This window comes from Croceibacterium aestuarii (assembly GCF_030657335.1).
Lineage (GTDB): Bacteria > Pseudomonadota > Alphaproteobacteria > Sphingomonadales > Sphingomonadaceae > Croceibacterium_B > Croceibacterium_B aestuarii.
This window is the reverse complement of sequence record NZ_CP131039.1, coordinates 212,543-233,958: the sequence shown is the minus strand read 5'-3', so window position 1 is coordinate 233,958 and position 21,416 is coordinate 212,543. Positions and strand designations below refer to the sequence as shown.

Sequence of the window (21,416 nt, the reverse complement as noted above, 5' to 3'; positions counted from 1 at the left end):
GGCAGAAGTTCACGGTCGAATACACGGTCACCAATGCCGGCGGGCAGACCCCGGCCCAGCAGGGGATGTGGAACGACCTCGTCTATCTCTCGCGCGATCCGTTCCTCGACCTGACGTCGGACAAATATCTCGGCAGCGTCAGGCATACCGGCGGGCTGGGTGCGGGCGAGAGCTACGATGTCAGCCTGGATCTGACCATGCCGGGCAATCTTGGCACGGATGCCTATTACGTCTTCGTGGTCACCGACCCCACGCGCTACAATTCGACCGGCGACGTGTTCGAGGCTGAGGAGCGCAACAACACGGTCGGCACGGTCGATCCGATCATCATCGACCTGCCGCCGCCCTCCGACATCCAGGTCACCGACATCGTCATCCCTTCCAGCGGGCGGCCGGGAGACGACGTGGCGATCAGCTGGACTGTCGAGAACAAGAGTACGGTCACTGCCAGCGGCAGCTGGACTGACGCGGTGTACCTGTCGAGGGACGCGACCTGGGACATCGGCGACCAGTTGCTCGGCCGCCAGAGTTTCAGCGGCAATCTGCTCGAGGGCCAGAGCTATTCGCTCAATCTCAACACCACCCTGCCGGGGGCCGAGGAGGGCGATTACCGGATCATCGTGCGCACCGACGTGCGCAACCAGCTGCACGAGGATACCGGCGAGGCCAACAACACCACCGCCTCGCCCTCCACGCTCGCCATATCGGTCAAGGAATTGCAGCTCGGCGTGCCGCTCACGGTCGATCTCGCCCCGGGGCAGGAGCGGCTCTACAAGATCGAGGTCCCGGCGGACGAAACCCTGCGCTTTCGCGTGGGATCGGACGACGAGCGCAGCATCAACGAGGTTTTCATCCGTCATGACGGCGTGCCGACCTCGGCGCTGTTCGATGCCACCTATACCGGCCCGCTGGCGCAGGAACTGACCGCCATCGTCCCCGGCACCGAACCGGGCGTCTATTACGTGCTGGTTCGCGGCTATTCGGGCCCCGGAGACGGCACGCAGGTGACGCTGACGGCGGACCTGCTGCCGCTGGTGATCACTGATATCGACACCGATACGGGCGGCGACGGCAAATACGTCACCACCACGATCAAGGGCGCGCAATTCGACGAGGACGCGATCGTCAAGCTCTCGCGCCCCGGCATCGCCGAATTCGAGCCGGTGGCGTGGGAAGTGATCGACGCCTCGACCATCATCGCCACCTTCGATTTCACCGACGCGCCGCACGGACTCTACGACCTCAAGATCATCAATCCCAATGGCGAGGAGACGGTCGAGCCCTATCGCTTCCTGATCGAGCGCGGGATCGAACCCGAAGTGACGATCGGCGTGGGCGGCCCGCGGGTGATCCTGGCGGGCGACCAGGCGACCTATTCGGTGGCGCTGGAGAACCAGTCCAACCTCGACGCGCCCTACACCTATTTCCAGGTCGGTGTGCCCGAGCTGAACTTCAACCAGTACGTCTTCGGCCTCGCCTTCCTCGACTTCTTCACCAACATCCGCGGCACGCCCGAAGGCGCGGTGGGCACGGCCAACGAAGACGTGCCGTGGCGCAACCTGGAGTCGATTACCAACACGAACGGGCAGCTGCTGACCTCGGGCTTTCTGTACGACCAGGCGGCGAGCGGCTTCGACGGCTTCACCTTCAACGTGCTGACCTATCCGGGTCTGAAGGCGATGTCGGACCGGGCCTTCGAGACCTTCCGCTCGCAGATGGAGCAGGTCTTCCCCGAACTCGACGACCTGCTCGCCTCGGGCGAGGCGGGGCTCGAGGAATGGTGGGACGCGGTCAAGGATACCGTCGAGGAAGAGGTGCCCGGTGCCGGGAAGGTGCTTGAGGGGCTCGATTTCGTGGGCCTCTACAATGCCAACCGCGCGGTACCCAGCGAAGACGAGATTCCCTTCATCCCGTTCCGCTTCCACATCGCCGCCGCCGCGACGACGATGACGCGCGACGAATTCGTCGCCTTCCAGAGCAATGCCGCGCGCGACATGCGCAATGCCATCCTCGCCAATGACGATGCGCCGCCCGCTTTGCTGGCGCTCGCCGCGGACGAGGGGCAATGGGTCGATCTCTATCTCGCCGCGCTCGAGGAGGCGGGCTTGCTGCGGGCCGAGGGCGATCTGCCGCCGATCCGCGAGAACGCGCAGGTTGTCTCGATGGTGGCGACGCTCGCCTCGGGCATATTGTTCGGACCCGCGGGTAACGACATCCGCTCGACCGGTGACCTCATCTCCTTCTTCGAGCAGGTTCGCCAGCTCTACGGCCACCAGGAAGGGCTGATGGCGGATATCGACTTCTACGATCCGCGCCAGAGCCCGCGTTATGTCGGCGAGGTGCCGATCCCGGCGCTGCCCGATTTCGCCGATTTCGACCTCGGCCTGTCCAATCCCACGCAGTTCGAGGCGTTCCGCGTCTATGTGCCGTGGATGCCCTTCGACCAGCGCGGGGCGGGCCTGCCGGCCGACTTCCAGATCAACGGGCCCGAGCCGGTCGACGGCGATCCCTTCGCCAGCCTCGATTTCAGCAATGTCTTCTCGAGCGAGGGCGAGGTCGGCCGGCTCGCCTCGATCACCGGCCCTTCGACGCTCGAGACGCAGGGCTGGCTGCCCGAGAACCAGGCGCTGCCCTATTCGGTCGGGTTCGAGAATGCCGCCGGGTCGGGTGCCTATGTCAACGAGATCCGGGTCGTCACCCAGCTCGATCCCGATCTCGACCCGCGCACGTTCAATTTCGGCGACATCAAGATCGGCGACATCACCATCGACGTCCCCGACGGGCGCAGCAACTTCCAGACCGAGATCGACTTCACCGCGACCCGCGGCTTCATCCTGCGGGTGAGCGCGGTGCTCGACCTGTTCCAGGACCCGGCGAGCGCGAGCTGGCTGATCCAGGCGATCGACGCGCTGACGGGCGAAGTGCTGGAGGACGACACGCGCGGGCTGCTGGCGCCCAACGACGCGCTCGGCACCGGAGCCGGCTTCGTCAATTACACGGTCGAGCCGCGCGAGGACCTGCTCACCGGCGAGCAAATCACCGCCTCGGCACGCGTGGTGATGACCGGCTTCGCGCCCGAGGACACGACCGTGCTGAGCCAGGTGATCGACGCCAAGGCTCCCACGAGCACGATCACCGCCACCCGCGTTCCCGGCACGTCGGACTTCAACATCACCTGGAATGTCGAGGACGACGGTGCCGGCTCCGGCGTCGGGCACGTCACGCTCTACGTGGCCGAGGATGGCGGCGATTTCCGCATCTGGCAACGCAAGCTTGCAGACGCGTCGGGGTCGATGGTGTTCGAGGGCGAGGCAGGCAAGAGCTACGAATTCCTGGCCTTGGCGACCGATATCGCCGGCAATCGCGAAGTGCCGCGCCCGGGCGTCAACGCGGTCGATGACGGGTCCTCGGTCAATCTCGGCGGCGTGCCCAGCGTGCCCGGCACGACCGCGCCCAATTTCGGGCAGCCGCCGGCGCCTTCGCCCGAGCCATCGACCAATGCGCTGTTCCTCGAAGCCGAGGCCAACGTGCCCGCCGCCGATCCGCTGACCCGGCCGAGCGAATTCGACTCCGTGCTCAGCCCGTTCATCGCCAACGCTTTCGCCACCGGCATCGGCACCAGCGATGCCGGGATCGGCCCGATGGCCATCGTCGAGACGCCCGACGGCGATTTCCTCGTATCGGGTGGACCCAATCGCGGGACGATCTGGAAGTTCAGCGCGCAAGGCGGCGTGGCGGGCGAACCCCTGGCGCAGCTCGACGTGCCGATCTTCAACATGGCCTTCGACAAGGAAGGGCGCCTGTGGGCGACGACCGGGGGCGGGGCCCTCGTCCGGCTCGACCCGGCAAGCGGGCAAATCCTCGATTCCTACGGTGACGGCATCACCATCGCGCTCGCCGTCGATCCCGATTCGGGCGACATCTACGTCTCGACCAATAATGGCGTGTCGATCTTCGATCCCGAGACGGGGAGCTTCGCCCAGTGGAGCCGCGACGAGAACCTGCGCGTCGGCAGCCTGGCCTTCGACCAGGCGGGCGACCTGTGGGCGGTGACCTGGCCCGACCGCACGCAAGTGGTGCGCTTCACCGACCGCGCGCGCGCCGAGACCGTGCTGACCTTCGACGCGCCGGCGGATTCGCTCGCCTTCGGCAAGGCCGGCACCGCGCTCGAGGACCTGATGTTCGTCAGCCACACGTCGGGCGATATCGGCGATGACGGGCTGGCGCAGATGGGCAGCGAGCTGACCATGCTCGATCTCGCCACCCTCCAGCGGATTGCGGTGGCGAAGGACGGAACCCGCGGCGACGTGGTGTTCGCCACCAGCGACGGACGGCTGCTGGTCAGCCAGTCGAACCAGGTCGACCTGATCGCGCCGGCCGCCGCGCCCACCGTGATCGCGACCAATCCGCCCGCTGGTTCGCAGATCGCGCTGCCGCAGCCGTTCCTCTCGGTCACGTTCGACCAGGACATGTTCGTCGGCGCTGCGGACGATGCGGGATCGGTACTCAATCCCGACTATTTCTCGCTCATGGGCGCGAGCACGGGCGCGCAGGCTGTGCAGAGCGTCACCTACGATGCCGCGACGCGCACCGCCTATGTCAATTTCGGCGCGTTGCTGGCGGACGAGTTCACGCTCACCGTCGATGCCGCGCTGGCAAGCCAGAACGGCCAGCGGCTGGGCGTCAATTACGCCAGCACTTTCACCGCGTTCGACGACATTACCGCGCTCGTCGACCTGGAATTTGTGAATACTCGCCTCGACCGCTCCACGGGGGCGATTTCCTACGAGGTGATCGTCACCAACAAGACCGACGGCCCGATCTCGCTGCCTGCGCTATTGACGATCGACCCGCTGGCGGGCTTCACCAACGTGCCGGTCGATGCCGCCGGGCAGAGCGACGATGGCCGCTGGCTGATCGATCTCGGCGATGCGCTGCCCGCAAACGGCATCCTCGAAGCGGGGCAATCGACCACCGGGCGTACCGTCTCAATCGTCACCGGAGGCAACCAGCGGCTTTCCTTCTCGACCGGCATCGTCGCCGGAACCCTTCCCAATACCGCACCCGTCTTCACCAGCGACCTGCCGAGCGCGCCGCTGGCGAAGGGCGGGACCTTCACGCACCAGGTGACCGCCACCGATGCCGAGGGGCAGGCGATCCATTTCGGCCTGCTCACCGCGCCCGAGGGGATGACCATCGATGCCGAGACTGGGCTCATCTCATGGGACGTGCCCGCCACGGCGGCGATCGCGGTGCCGGTGGTGGTCGAGGCGTTCGACACGCGCGGCGCGGTCAGCCTGCAGCGCTTCGTGCTGGCGATCGCGGGCGGCAATTCGGCACCCCAATTCATAAATCCCCCGCTCACCCTCGACGGCGGCGAGGGGCAATTGTTCGAATTCCAGCTGGTCGCGCTGGATCCCGATCTCGACAAGCTCACTTACCTTGCCGACGGTCTGCCCGGCGGTGCGGCATTCGATCCGGCGACGCACACCTTCTCATGGCTTGCCGATTATCAGGCGGCCGGCACCTACCCGGTCCGTTTCATGGTCACCGACGGCGTCAACAGCGACGAGATCGTGGTCGAGCTGCGGGTCGCCGAGCGTAACGAACCGCCGCAGGTCGTGGTGCCGGCCGACCGCAGCGCGCGCGAGGGGGACTTCGTCCGCTTCAAGATCGAGGCCAAGGCCGACAGCGGGCGCGAACTGACCTATACCAGCGACAACCTGCCCTTCGGCGCGGTCCTCAATCCGCTGACCGGCGAGTTCGAGTGGATTCCGACCTACACCCAGGAAGGCGTCTACGACATTGCCTTCACCGTCAGCGACGGCGAGACCGATGTCGAAGTCACCAGCCAGGTCACCGTGTTCAACGCCAATGGCGCGCCGGTGTTCAATCAACAGGACGGCTGGCAGGTTCTTGAGGGGCAGCAACTGGCATTCACCGCCTTCGCCTTTGACCCGGACAATCCATATTATACGCCCGCCCTGCGCGACAGCCTCGGCAATGTGACCGAGACCACAAATCTACCCAAGACTGTGAGCGTCGAAGTGGTCGGCGACTTGCCCGAGGGGGCGAGTTTCGATCCCGATACGCTGGCTTTCGCCTGGACACCGACGGCGGCGCAGGCGGGCGACTACGTCATCCACCTGCGCGCAACCGATATCGGTGACGGCGAGGAAGCTCCGCTCTCCGCCGAGATCGACGTGCCGATCCGCGTGTTCAACCAGAACCGCCGCCCGAGCGTCGCCCCGATCGAGAACGTTACCATCGCCAAGGGCGACACGCTCGATATCCCGGTCGAATCCTTCGATGGCGACGGCAATCCGCTGACGCTGCGCGCGATCAACGAGAGCCCCTATCGTCCGCTGCCTGGCTTCATAACCTTTACCGACAATGGGGATGGCACCGGCATGCTGCACCTGGCGCCGGGCGCCAATACGCGCGGGGACTACACGATCATCGTCGCTGCGACCGACGATGGCGACGGCACGGGCGAGCCGCTTACCGGCGGCTATACGTTCAACATCAGCGTCACCAGCGAGAACGAGGCGCCGGTGATCTCCTATTTGGGCGACGCGGTGGCGGTGGTGGGCGAGACCTACCAGGCAATTCTCGACGTGTCCGACATGGACGAGGATGCGCTTCACTATGTGGTCGCAGGACTGCCGGGAGCGACGATCACGCCGACCGCATTCTATGGTCGCGCCCTGCTCGAATGGACGCCTGCGACCGCCGACATCGGCAGTCACGACGCGCATGTGACGGTCTCCGACAGCGGCAACGGCCTGGTCGATCCCGCGAGTGCGCAGGCGACGTTCAGCGTGGTGGTCCGCACCAGCAATGCCGGCCCGCAAATCGCGCCGATCGGCGATCGTGCCGCGAGCGAGGGCGAGGAGCTCGCCTTCACCGTGCGCGGCGCCGATGCCGATAACGACAAGCTCACCTTCCGCATGGACGGCGCGCCCGAAGGCGCAGTGCTCGATCCGGTCACGGGCGAATTCAGCTGGATTCCGTCGCTCAACCAGGCGGGCGACTACGAGGTCACTTTCACCGCCAGCGACGGCAACAAGTCGAGCAGCGAGACGATTACCATCGCGGTCGCCAACACCAACCAGGCGCCGATCTTCGTGCCGATGAGCCTGCAATTGGTGCGCGAGGGAGCGAAACTTGTCTTCCGCGCGGTCGCCAGTGATCGCGACGGCGACCCGGTCCAGCTCTCGGTGGTGAGCGGCCTGCCCGATGGCGCGCTGTTCGTCGCCAGCAGCGGTGAATTCCAGTGGTCGCCGGAATACGATCAGGCGGGCGATCACCTGCTCAAGTTGCGTGCGGTCGACCCGAGCGGCGCATCCGACGAAATATCAGTCGTGATCCGCGTCGCCGACATCAACCGCGCCCCGGTCATCGACGAGGGCTATCATGGCTTCATCCTCGGCGAGGAAAAGAGCTTCGCCATCGCCGCCAGCGATCCCGATGCCGAGGACAGCCTGACCTACAGCGCGGAGGGACTGCCCGAAGGGGCGACAATCGACCCCGACACCGGACTTTTCAGCTGGACGCCGGGACCGGGCCAGGCAGGCGATTACGTGGTTAAGCTGCTGGTCAGCGACGGCAAGACGGTGACCAGGAAGTCGATCCTTGTGCGCGCCCTGCTCGAGCCAATCGAGCCTGCGCTGAGGATCGAGTTGACCCCGAGCTTTCCCCCGGTTCCGGACCAAAGCGTGCTGGTCACGGTCCAGGCGGACAGCCTGTCCGAGATCGTCGAGACAACTCTTACTCTCGACGGCGTGCCGCTGACGATCGACGCCAATGGCCGCGCGACCATTACCGCGGGCCAGCCGGGCAAGTACACGCTTGTTGCCACCGCGCGCGATGCGGACGGCGGCACCAACACCGTTACCAGGCAGATCAAGGTGCGCGATCCGGCCGACACCGACAAGCCCGAAACCGCTTTCGCGCCTGGTGTCGACAATGCCGTCGTCGCCGGCGCGCTCGATGTCGGAGGCATGGTTTCGGACACCAATCTGGACTTCTGGACGCTCGAACTGCTCGGCAGCGACGGCACGGTCGAGCTGCTTGCGCGCGGAGAAGATCCACTCGATGGTACGCTCGGCAGGCTCAATGCGCGCAGCGAGGCGGACGGCTTCTATACCCTGCGGCTCACCGCGCGCGACATTTCCGGCCGGACCACCGTCTCCAGCGCGCAGATTGAGCTCGCCAGCGGCGCCGACAAGCTCGGCCAGTATGTCACCGCGGTCACCGACTATTCCGGCACGCTCAGCGGAATTCCGGTCTCCCTGACGCGTCAATACGATTCGATCACGGGCGCGTGGCGCTTTCTCGGTCTGGACACCGATATCGTGACCGACGTGGGCGACGCACGGGACGCCTCCGGAGCCCTGCCGGGCTTCGCACTCGGCACGCGGCTCTACCTCACCCTGCCGAGCGGCGAGCGCGCCGGCTTCACCTTTACCCCGGTCGCGCAAGTCATCGGTAGCCAGACCTTCTACCGTCCGGCCTGGCAGGCCGACGGCGATCACGGTTACGTCCTGGCGTCGGTCGACGCACAATTGCGCAAGGTCGGTGCGAAGTTCTACACCATTGCCGACGGGGTGCCCTACAATCCGGCCTCTGCCACCTTCACCGGCGCCGATTACGCGCTGAGCGCTCCGGACGGTACGCGCTATCTCATCGAGACCGCGCGCGGCACGGTGGCGATCGAGAAGGCCGAAGGGATGCTGTTCGTCGGCGATAACGGCATTGCGGCGGCCGGCGGCGACGCGCTCGAGTTCGTTCGCAACGGCTTGGGCAAGATTGCGCGCGTCACCGCGCCGGACCAGACCACAATCGTCTACGATTATTCGCCGGACGGTATGCTGGTCGCTGCCCGCAACCTCGCCACCGGCGCGGGTGCGCGCTACGCCTATGTCGACGGCAAGCTGGCGCTCGAAGTGCCGTCCGAGGGAGAGGGTCGCAGCGTCCAATACGCAGCCGACGGCACGGTCGGGACGCGGCCCATTGTCGCCGACCTGGCGACGCCGGCGAGTTTCGCCGGACAGGTAGTCGATGGCTCGGTCGGGACAGGCGAGACCAAAGGCTACGCCTTCACCGTCCGCGACAGCGAGCTGTCCAAGACGCCGACAGGTGCGGTGATCCTGCGGGTGGTGACGACCGGCAATGTCGTCCCGGCGATTTCCGGCCTCGATGCGCTCGCCAGTGCCGCGACCAGCGGCACGCGCACCACCTTGTTCGCGGTTACCCAAGCGGGCCTGCATCATCTCGAGATTGCCGGTACCGGCGATTACACGCTCGAACTCGGGATTGCCGGCGACATCAATGGCGATGCGCGGGTCGATGGCGAGGACAGCGCGGCCATCGCCGCGATGCTCGCGGGCAGCGACATTACCGGCAACGGCACGATCGACGCGGCGGACCGGCAGCTCGTCGCCGCCAATTACGGCTTCATCGCCAACCTGCCGCCCGAGCTGGCGGAGGAGCTCCCGGACATTCTGACCCATGTCGACCTGCCGGTTTGGATCGACCTGTCCGAAGTGGCCACCGATCCCGATGGCGACCGGCTCTATTTTCGCGTGGTCGAGGCGACCGGCGGCAAGGCAGAGCTCTCGGCAGACGGGCGCAGCCTGGTCTTCACGCCAAATGCGGGTTCTTCGGGCGATGGTAGCGTCAAGGTTTCCGCCGACGATGGCTTCGGCGCCTCGGCGGCGGGGGTCATCGACATCGATGTCTCCAACGCGCCGCTGACCGCGATCGACTTCGAATATGTCGCGCCGCACTTCGAATCGCTGGCGGACGGACTCAGGATCGGACTGGTCGGCCAGTTCGCGGATCAGGCTGACGTGTACCTTCCCTATTCCTATGTCGATGCCTCGGTCGGTGACGACAGCGTCGCGATATTGCAGGATGACGGCACGCTGCGCCCGACCGGACCAGGTGCGACCTATCTCCAGGTCACGCGCGGCGACATCTCGCAGGCGACCGTGGTCACGGCGGGCTTCCCCGAGACCGGCCGGGCGATCATCACTTCGGTTTACGGCATCGATGCCTATCCCGATTCGGTCACTCTTCTGCCATCGGGCGGCCAACGCCAAATCGTCACCACGCTCGACCCCGGCCAGTCGATCTTTGCCGAGGGGGCCGAAGACGAGGAGACGATCTACGTTTCGGGCGACAGCTCGATCGTCTCGGTCGACGAACACGGCATGATGACCGGCCTGCGCGCGGGCAGGACCACGGTCACCGTGATCCATTCATGGGGCGAGGACCGCATCGAGGTGTCGGTCAAGCCGCCAGTGGTCGCCGACCAGGCGCAGATCGACGCCAGCGAAGGCGGGATCATCGAGAACTCGCAAGGCGTGCAGATCGCGTTCGGTCCGGGTGGCCTCAGCGACGACGCCACCGTTACCGTCGAGAGCCTGAGCGAGGACCAGCTCGAAATCCCGGTGCCTTCGCCCGAGGACTTCAACTTCGTCGGCGCGTTCAAGCTCGATGTCGAGGGTGGCGCGTTCCTCGACACCGTCCAGCTCGCTGTCCCGGTGCCCGCGGGCTCGGGCAATGTCGGCGACCAGGTATGGGTGTTCGTCCAGCAGCAGCTCCCGGTCGGCGAGAACGGCGAGATGATGGACGTGTGGGCGGTGGTCGACGAAGGCCGGATCGACGCCGACGGCATGGCCCGCATCAAGTCGCCGCCATTCCCCGGCCTGAGCGACAATGCCAACGTCCTCGTCGCGCGCATTGCCGAGCCGGTGCCCACGCTCGAAGTCAATGCCGGGTTCAACATCGCGCTCGCGTTCTGTTTCGCCCCGGCGCTCGGCATCGCCGCGGTGGGCGGTGTCACGGGGACGGCGGTGGCGCTCGGCCTCGCCGGCCTTGGCGTCGGGCTGATGTATGTGCCGCTGCTGGCCCAGCTTGCCGACCTCGAGGCCTATCGCCAGGTCGGCGCGGGCGAGTTCCAGAAGGTCACGCTCCACCCCACGGCAAACACGATCAACAAGAACCACACGATCTACGCCGAGTTCCCCGATGTCGAGACGCAGAACAGCGCGGGCCCGATCATTCTCGAGGCCAATCCCTACCTGCTCGACGACGGCGGTTCGCGGGTGCAGCTCGTCGTGCAGAATCCCGGCGCGGATCTCCCGAAGCTCAAGGTGGTGCTGCGCCAGGGGACGCTGGAGATCGAGCTCGGCGACAGCCAGGTGGACGTCCAGCGCGGCCTCGGAGACCTGGCGGTCGTCACGATCACGGTGAGCAGGAACGTGCTGCTCGGTTCGAGCCAGATCTTCGTCGAGCGCCCGAAGGTCGAGGTCGGCGGGCTGACATCGACGGTGCGCAGCTCGCCGATCACCGTCGACAACAAGGCATCGTTCGGCTTCTCGGGCACTACGACGGGCGTCGAGGTCATCGACCTCAAGCGCAATTTCGAGACCGAGCAGGTAAAGGACCGCCTGTTCCACTATATCGAGCTGGGCGCGGCGGTTAACGAGATCGCCACCACCACCGATCTCGGCGCGGCGTTCGTCGCCACCAACAAGGGCATCGCGGTGATCGACACGCTGGCCCTCCAGCAATTCGACGCCGATCCGAAGAAGGCCGGCGTCAACATGATCGAGGTGCCCGGCGGCAATGTCACCGCGCTCGCGGTCGATCCGAACAACAAGTACCTTTACGCCGCCGGGCTGGGGAAGGTCTATGTCATCGACATCGATCCCTCCTCGCCCAACTACCTCAAGGTCGTCGAGAATTCGTTCCACGCCATCGACGTCAGCATCGTCAGCCGCGGCGAGGAATTCGGCCACATCACCAGCCTCGCGCTCAATGCCGATGGGACGCGCCTCTATGTCGGCGTGCCGGTGTCCGAACTGTTCGGGGAGCGCTACTGGGCCTATGGCACCAATGCCGATCACGGCCTGGTGATGGTGATCAACACCGACGAGGCGGACCGGGTCATCGACCAGGCGGACAACACCCGCCAGTGGCGCAAGGTCATCAAGAAGATCGACGGCGGGGTCGAGGTGTTCGACATCCAGCCCACCACCGATCCCGACCTGATGGTGTTCGTCTCGCGCGGCGACCGCGACAACGGCTTCCACTACATCTTCGTCGATAATGACGACCCGAACAATTTCCAGATCCGCGACGGGCATCCGACAAGTGTAGGCACCTCGATCACCGAGAAGTCGACCGGCGTCGAATACGTGCCGTTCACGATCGCCGGCCTCACCCTCTCGGTCGACAAGAAGCGCACCACCGACACGTCGAGCTTCTCGATCGGAAGGATCAACGACCTCAACGTCCATTATTCGTCGGGCATCGCGGTCACGCCCGACCGGCAATATGCTTTCGTCGCCGAATGGGGGCTGCCCGCGCTCTACTGGAGCAACGACACCGACAACGCCAACGACATCGACCAGCTCTACACCGTCGGTTCCAAGATCATGGTGATCAAGGATCCGTTCGGGTCGCATCCGCAGATCGTCGGCTCGACTTCCCCGGTCCCGCTCGCCTTCCTCGAGGAATTGCGCCTCGATAGCTCGGGCCAGAAGCTCTACGCCAATTATCGCGGGGTCGGGAACATCGTCGTGCTCGACGTCAAGGAGCTGCGCGACATCGATCCGGACCCGGATCACTATCGCTTCGCCGCGCTCGACAATCCGAACGACCACCACGACATCTACAAGCCGGCGATCGACGTCCCCCGCCATGGCCGCGGCCTGGCGCTGCAGGACATCAACGCCCTGCGCCTGATCGCGCCGACCAGCGAATTCGACGTCTTCAACCAGAATACCGACCTGCTCGCCTTTACCTGGGATCTCGACACCAATCTCGTGCCGGCGAGCACGTCCTCGAAGGCCAGGCTGTTCGTCAGCGCGCTGCCCCCCGGCCGCGGCATGTGGCCGGACGACCGGCCCTCGACCCGCCATTTCTTCGACAGCGATCCCGATTCCGACCTGCTCGAGGCGGGCGACAACAACCCGAACCGTATCCTGAGCTCGCAGGAGCTGGAGCCGGGCATTTATCTGGTGGATGCGCGCGGCAACATCACTAAGACCGGGTTCATCGACAACAAGACCTGGAAGGTGTTCGTCTCGGCCGAGTTCGCCAAGGCGATGACCGCCGGCCAGGATTACTACTGGGGCGTCGAACTGGTCGGCAAGGATATCCGCGAATCCGCCAGCTTCACGATGACGCCCAAGCAGATCGAGGCACCGTTCAACGGCGTCACGATCCTGTCGCACGACATGCAGCTTGGCTTCGGCCTCGACAACACGCCGTTCGAGGAGGACGGCGGCGTGTTCGGCGAAATCGGGCAGATGATCGTCGATGCGAGCGGCGGCGGCGTGGTGCTGAAATACGACAAGGAGACCGGCGACTGGGTCGACATCAACGACCCCACCAAGCGCAACGCTGCCGCGCTGCAGGACGGCAAGGCCGTGGTCCTGATCGGCGACTGGAACAAGGAATCGGATATTACCGACACCGGCTTCTCCGAGGCCGCGGCCGATGCCTTCTTCGCTTCGCTGGTGCTGCTCGACCAGGATACCGGCGGAGACCTCTTCGCCTCACCGCTGCATTTCATCGGCCATGGCCGGGGCGCGGTGGTCAATTCGGAGATCATCCAGCGGCTGGGCACCTATTTCCCCGACGCCGGCGGCGAATTCGGCATCCAGATGACCTCGCTCGACCCGCACGATTTCCTGCAGGAAACGCTGGCGATCCCGCTGGACACCATCGCGCAATTGCTGGTCGAGGGAGCGGGCGGGATCATCAGCCTGCTGGCCCCGTCGGTCGGTGCCAAGATCATCAAGTTCGGCAACAAGATCCCGGACCTGTTCGCCACGGCCGCCTTCCTCGGCCTCAAGATGAACCCGATCCAGTTCCAGAACTTCAGCGATCCGGCGGTCCAGGTGTGGAACAACGTCACCTTCGCCGACAATTACTACCAGACGCTCGCGCGCAGCGAGACCACCGACCTGCCGATCGGCGACACGCTGCGGCGGCTGACCTTCACCGCCACCGCCAACGGCCGTTCGCTGACCAAGGACCCTGAGCAGGGGCTGACCGGCCAGAAGCTGGAGGACTATCGCAAGAACAATCCGTTCGCGTCTAAGACCAGTGCCGATCTCGAAGTGCAGCTCAACGGCCGCTCGGGCTTCACCCAGGACGATATCGGCTTCGGCCCGTTCTCGATCGGTGTCGGCGGGCCCCATTCGCGCGTGCTGCAATGGTATGCCGGCACGATCGACACCAGCATTGAGGACATTGACGGCTACCCGATCTATCGCCGCGTGGTCGATGACGGGAAGGGCACGCTCTCGCTGGTGCTGCCGACCGAGGATTTCGGCAGGATTCCCTGGTACAACGTGCAGCCGGCACTGGTTACCGCCGGAAAGCCGACGACCTATTATGCCGAGACCACAGGGCAGATCTGGGAAGGCATCGGCATGGGCTGGTATTACAGCCCGGCGGGCGGCGGTGCGCAATATCGCACCGATGACGGGCTGCGCGTCAATGTCTCCTTTGACAACTCGGCCGCGGCCAAGGGCGATGCCGCTGTGCCGACGGTCTTCAACGGCGACTTCGAGCTCGGCACGCGCAATTCCTTCTGGACCTTCCTGACCCAGGGCGGGAACGCCAATTCGAGCGTGTTCGAGGAAGCGACCTATGGCCGCTATCCGCTGTCCTACGAGCTGCCCGGCTGGTCATTCCACGGCGGCGGCGGCTTCACCATCGACTTCGGCAAGGTGCTGGGCGGCTGGTTCGGCGAGGTCGACGTCACCGGCATGTTCCTGATGCAGATGACCCCGGGCCAGATTCTCCAGGACGTGACCGCCCGGTTTATCGATACGGTCGGCAAGAAGCTGTTCGACACCTGGCTGCGCGGCATGACGTTGCGGGCATCGGGCCTCACCGCGCCACCCGATGGCGGCCCCGGCACCCCGGCCTTCGACAAGTGGTTCGAGGCGACCAAGAAGGTATTCCCGGACATCGACAAGAACCTCGACAAGTACAAGTTCCTGATGAAGTTCCTCAACGTCGTCGACGACCTGATCAAGGCGGCGATCGATTCCGGCGCCTTCGACGCGATCACCGGCAATGGCGAATTCAGCTTCAAGGATTTCATCGGCAAGGCCTCGAATCCCAATCCGGAGGAATTCGACGGCTTCCGCGAGATCATGAAGAAGTTCACCGAGAAGTACATCAAGGACAAGCTCGCGCCCGAAGGCAGTTTCGCGCTGATGTTTGGCGGCACGTCCGCCGTGAAGGGCATTCTCGACGCACTGGTCGCGGGCCTGGGCAACCTCGATATCCCGACAGAGGTACTCGACCCTATCGTCAACGCGCTAAAGACCTTCATCGACGAATCGTCGGATTTCTCGGGCGTAACCCACAACCGCCTGTTGGTTCCGAAAGATGCCAACAAGCTGCAGTTCGAGACCTTCTCGCCGTGGCTGTTGACGCAGGGTGTCGGCATCAAGGTCACGCTGACGCCCGAAGACCCGAGCCTGGGCGGGTTGGCAAAACCGGTCGAACTGACCGATATCGGCTTTGCCAAGACCAACAAGTTCGTCATCGACGTGCCGCCGGGCCTGCGCGGCCAGATCGTCACGCTGCGGATCGAAGCGGTCAATGCCGACGAGCAGGTCGAGGACTTCATGCCGTGGTCTTATCCCGACGGGATCGATTCACAGGTCCTGTTCGATTTCGACAAGCGCACGGTCGGCGCTTTGACCGGCGAGGAAAAAGCGGCGCTCGACGCGCAGGCCCAATGGGTGCTCGATCACCCGCAGGCGCAGGTGCAGATCTTCGGCTACGCCGACCCGATCGGCAGCGAGGAATACAATGACCAGCTCGCGCTCGACCGCGCGCAGGCGGTGACGCATTTCATACGCCAGTTCCTGATCGACCACGGCGACGATCCCGCCCGCGTGCTCGACCCGGTCTCCATCGGCGAAATCACGGTCGACGAAATCCCCGGGGTCGGCCCGGAGGCCTACACCAACGAGCGCAAGACCGAGCTGCGGGTGCGTGAACGCGTGGTGCTCGACAATCCCGCCGATCCCGATCCCGATTATGTCGGCGATTTCATCAGCCAGCTCTTCTTCCTCGACAAGGTGCGCTTCTCGCTGCTGACCAGCGGCTCTCCGCTCGAGCTGGATGCCGGCGGTGCGACCCCACCGGGCGCCGACACGGTTCCGATCGAGAACATGCAGGGCGTCATCCAGGCGGCCATGCAGGCGTGGATCGACGGCGGCGTCTACGCCAATATCGACAGCGCGTTCGACGATCTCACCTTCGAGGTGCGCGATCTCGGCGACAATGCCCTGGCCAGCTTCGAGGACGGGCTGCTCGTGCTCGACGACGATGCCGCCGGCTTCGGCTGGTTCATCGATCCCACCCCGCGCGACAATTCCGAATTCGCGCAGGGCAGCGCATCGCACCTGTTCGACGCGCTCGCCGACAGCGACGCTGCGGGAAGGGTCGACCTGATGACGGTGGTGTTGCACGAGCTCGGCCACGCAGCGGGCATCGACGATATCCCGGCGACGCTCGATCCGCGCCTGATGAGCGCCACACTCGGCCTCGGCGAGCGGCGCGTCTATTCGGACCTCGACGAGGTGGCCAATGGCGGCAACAGCGTTGCCTTCGAAGAACCCAGTGTCGCGACCGTCCAGCTCACCAATCCAATACAGCAGATATTCGCCAGCGGGCCGAGCCAGGCGGCGAGCCTGATCGGCTTCGGCGTTCCGTTCACCACCGGCCTGCAGAACGGCGATTTCGCAGCGGCTGCGGGTTGGACGGGGGCCGGCGGCGGCTCGATCTCCGGCGGGAAGGGCGTGCTCGCCGAGGACAGCCGCTTCCTTACTTCGCTGAGACAGGGCTTCGTCATTCCCGGCGGGGCGCGGACTCTGTCTTTCACCATCGATTCCGCGAGGCTCGGTACCAATGGCGAGATGCCGCCCGACGCGTTCGAAGTGGCGCTGCTCGATCCGGTCACCGGCCAGTCCTTGTTCGGCGGGCTGAACGGGCTCGACCTGTCGGACGCCTTCCTCAACCTGCAGGCCGATGGCACCGTGTTCGTGGCGCCCGGCGTAGGCATTTCGGGCAATCCGCTGACCGGCCCCGTCGTCGTGACGATGTCGCTCGACGGCATCGCCACCCCCAATGGTGCGCTGCTGTCTTTCGACCTCATCGGCCAGGGGGCTCTCGACAGCCTGGTGGTGGTCGACAACGTGCAGTTCGGCACTGGCACCGTAAATCTGCCGCCGATCGCCAATAACGACCACTTCTTGCTCGGCGAAGACGGTTCGGTGGCCGTCGATTTCCTCGCCAACGATTCCGATCCGGAAGGCAAGCCGCTCGGCGTGACGATCCTGACCGGTCCAGCGCACGGCACGCTGACCGCGCCCGCCACAGTCGGTGACCAGTGGATCTATGTCCCCGACCCCGATTACAACGGCAGCGACGCCTTCACCTATGCGATCGCCGACGCCTTCGGCGGTACCGCCTCCGCGATGGTCGATATCACCATCAACCCGGTCAACGACGCGCCGGTGATCGGCTCGATCTCCGACCGCAGCGCCACGCTTGGTACCGGTGTCGCGCTATCGCTGACCGCAAGCGATATCGACGACGCGCCAGATGCGCTGACCTTCTCGCTGGTGAGTGGGCCGGCCGGAGCCAGCGTCTCGCCCGACGGCGTGTTTACCTGGACCGCCAGCGGCAGCGGCGATCAGGTGGTCACGGTGCAGGTGAAAGACGCGGCGGGACTCGCCTCGCAAACCAGCTTCACCATAGCTGTCACATCGCCGGACAATGCTGCACCTATCATAGGACCCGTGGTGGACCAGGCGGTGACCGAAGGCGCCCCCCTGTCGCTGCAACTGACCGCCACCGACGCCGATCACGACCTCGCCGATCTCACATTCTCGCTCGTCTCCGGCCCCGCCGGGGCGACCGTTTCCGCCGATGGCCGGTTCGCCTGGACCGCGATGGGCGATGCGGCCTCGCAAAGCGTAAGAGTACGCGTCACCGACCCCGAAGGCGCCTTCTCCGAAACCACCTTTGCCATCGCGGTGACCTTGCTCGATCATAATACCGCGCCCGTCTTCACTCCGGTCGCTAACCGCAAGGTTGCCAGTGGCCAGCCGGTGATCCTGCAACTCGTCGCCAGCGATGCCGAGGATGACGAGGCCGCGCTGACCTACGAACTGGTGAGCGGCCCTGACGGCGCCACGGTGACCGCCCGCGGCCTGTTCAGCTGGCTCGCCGGCTCCGCGTTGGGCGATCAGCCGGTCACCGTGCGAGTCACCGATAGCGGCGGGCTCAGCGCGGAGACGAGCTTCACCATCGGCGTCGAAGCGGCTCCCAACCGGGCACCGGTGCTGGCGGCGGTGGACGACCTAGCGGTAACCGAAGGCGATGCGGTGAGTTTCAACCTCGCCGCCAGCGATCCCGACAATGATCTGGCCGATCTGACCTTCAGCATCGTTTCGGGTCCCGCCGGTGCTTCCGTCTCGGCGGATGGCCGGTTCGAATGGACCGCCGCCGGGGTGGGCGACAAAGTCGTCACCGTGCGCGTCGCCGATCCCGACGGTGCCTATGCCGAACGCAGCTTCACCATCGCCGTGGCGGCGGTTTCGGACCAGGCGCCTGTGCTGCAACCGGTTGCCAACCTGGCGGTCACCGAGGGCGATGCCGTGGCCTTCGCGCTCTCGGCCAGCGATCCCGATGACGAGCTTGCGGACCTCACCTTCAGCCTCGTCTCGGGACCTGCCGGAGCGGCTGTTTCGGCGGACGGCCAGTTCACCTGGACGGCGGTGGGTGTCGGCGACAGCAAGATTACCGTGCGCGTGAGCGATCCCGATGGGGCCTTCGCGGAACGCAGCTTCACCATCTCGGTCGCCGCAATCGACGATACCGGTCCCAACCTAGCTCCGGTGGACGATCTCGCGGTCACCGAAGGGGATGCGGTATCGGTCGCACTCGTTGTCAACGATCCGGATGATGACCTCGCCGATCTCACCTTCTCGCTGGTGCGCGGGCCGGGGGGTGCGAGCGTTTCCGCCGACGGAATCTTTACGTGGACCGCCGCGGGTGTGGGCGACAAGGCTGTGACGGTGCGCGTCACCGATCCGTCCGGTGCCTATGCCGAGCGCAGCTTCACGATCACCGTGGCCGCGGTTTCGAACCGGCCGCCGGTATTGCAACCGGTCGCCAATATCGCGGCTAGGCAGGGCGACCCGATTTCCGTCGCGCTCGTCGCTGGAGACCCCGACGATGACTTGGCCGACCTGACCTTCTCGCTGGTCAGCGGGCCCACGGGCGCGAGCGTCTCGGCCGACGGTATCTTCACGTGGACCGCCGCGGGCGTGGGCGACAAGGCCGTGACGGTACGCGTCACCGACCCCGACGGCGCGTTCGCCGAGCGCAGTTTCACCATCTCGGTCGCGGCAGTCGCCAATGTCGCGCCGGCAATCGATCCGGTCGCCGATCTGAGCATTGCCGAAGGGCAGACGCTGTCGCTCCAACTCACCGCCAGCGATGCCGATGGCTTGGCCTCGGCGCTCGGCTGGACGCTGGTATCTGCCCGCGCAGGGGCGCAGATATCCGCTGACGGATTGCTCACCTGGTTCGCCCCCGACGGCGATGCTACTGTGTCCTTCACCGTTCGCGTCGCCGATGGCGAGGACGGGTTCGACGAGGAGAGTTTCACGCTCACCATCGCCGATGTCGCCCCGACGCTCGCCGTGTCGGGCGGCGCCAATGCCGCGATCGGATCGGACTACGCGATCACGCTCGGTTCAAACGATCCGGGCGACGACGCGCCACTCGAATGGCGCATCGACTGGGGCGACGGCACCGCGCCTTCGGTGGTCGCGGGCGACGCCACTGGCGCTTCGCACGGCTACGCGACAGCGGGCGATTACCAAATCACCACGACGCTCACCAATGATGACGGCACCTTTGCCGCCAATCGTCTTCAGGTAAGCGTGTCACCTGCACCCCTGTTACAGGTGGTCGATACCGCCTTCGAGGGCGGGCGCCTGCATGTCACTTTCAACGAGGCGCTCGATCCCAGCATGTTCAAGGCGGGGGCTGTCACACTGGTCGGTGAGCTGACCGGACCCGTCGCTGCGACACTCTCGGTCGATCCCGAATACGGCCATCTCTACATCGCCCGCGCAGATGGAATCGATCTGCAATACGACAGCTATGACCTTGTGCTGAGCGACACCGGCTTCTTTAGCCAATTCGGCGCGGCGCTCGATGGTGACGCGGACGGCCGCGCAGGTGGCGACTACCATGCGACAATCGTGGCTTCGCTGGCCCGCGCGGGGACGGCCGAACTGCCCGATTTCATGCGCGGACCCGGCGAGCATATCGACGTGCCGCCGGAGGACGCGGCCGGGCTGCAGGTCCGCTTCAGCAGCGATGGCGGGGTCAAGACGATGGTCTTCACCGTCGAGTTCGATCCCGCGCTGATGGATCTCGAAGGGGTGGTCGCCGGCGCCGACCTGCCCGACGGTGCGACGATCGACTGGCGTGTCGAGACGGTCGGCGGCGGCAAAAGCCTGCTGCGGGTGACCGTGGTCAGCGACACTGCGATTGCCGCCGGCGCGCGCCACATCGTCAGCCTCGATGCCAGCGTGCCCGCAACCGCGCCCTACGGGTCGAGCGAGACGCTGGTGGTCAATGTCGAGGCAATCAACGCGGCGCCGCCGCTTGCATCGGGCGAGGACGAGGCGCTGCAGGTGGTCGGCTATTTCGGGGATGCCGATGGCGACGAAGTGCTGACCAATGTCGATCTGTGGTGGATTACCCGCCTTGCTTTGCGCGTCGATCGGGAATTCGGCGCCTGGCCGGACATCCCGCCGGACCTGGTGGCCGAGATCCTCGACCATCGTCCCTTCGCCAACCCGCTGCTGCCGCAGATCGACCCGCTCGAGACCGATCCGATGAGCCTGCATTTCGCGAAAGTGCCCGCTCTGCCCGACATGCCGGAGATCACCTACGGCCTCGATGCGGCGATCGCCAACTGGTCGGGAATGATCTTTGCGACCCAGTCGCTGCCCCTCGTGCAGGAGTCGGGCGAGGCCGGGCAAGAGCCCTCTGCCAATCAGCCCGAAGGCGAAAATCCGCCGCAGAGTGATCCCGTATCTCCAGAAGCAGCGCCAATAGAGGTGGAGACTCCTGCCGCGCCGCAGGCGTGGAACGGATCGACCCCGCCCTCCGGCGCGGACCACGGTCGCAACGAATTGGCGCGGCTGTTGGCGGGAACGTCCGGCGAGGATGGCGAGGATTCGGCTCTCGGCATTTTCGCCATCGGCCTGCCGGTGATCGGGCGCGAGTTTGTCGAGCGCAAGGCGCGCCGCCGGAAGGAGACCGAGGAAACCGAATAA

1 protein-coding gene (cut by a window edge) is annotated in these 21,416 nt (G+C 65.5%); it reads left to right on the top strand.

From position 1 onward, the window contains the following. Nucleotides 1-21,416: the 3' portion of an Ig-like domain-containing protein gene (locus Q7I88_RS01065; RefSeq protein ID WP_305097194.1), read on the top strand. Its footprint begins 16,261 nt before the window's first position; 21,416 of the gene's 37,677 nt are visible here — the last part of the coding sequence; its start codon lies off the left edge, out of view; it ends in the stop codon at nucleotides 21,414-21,416.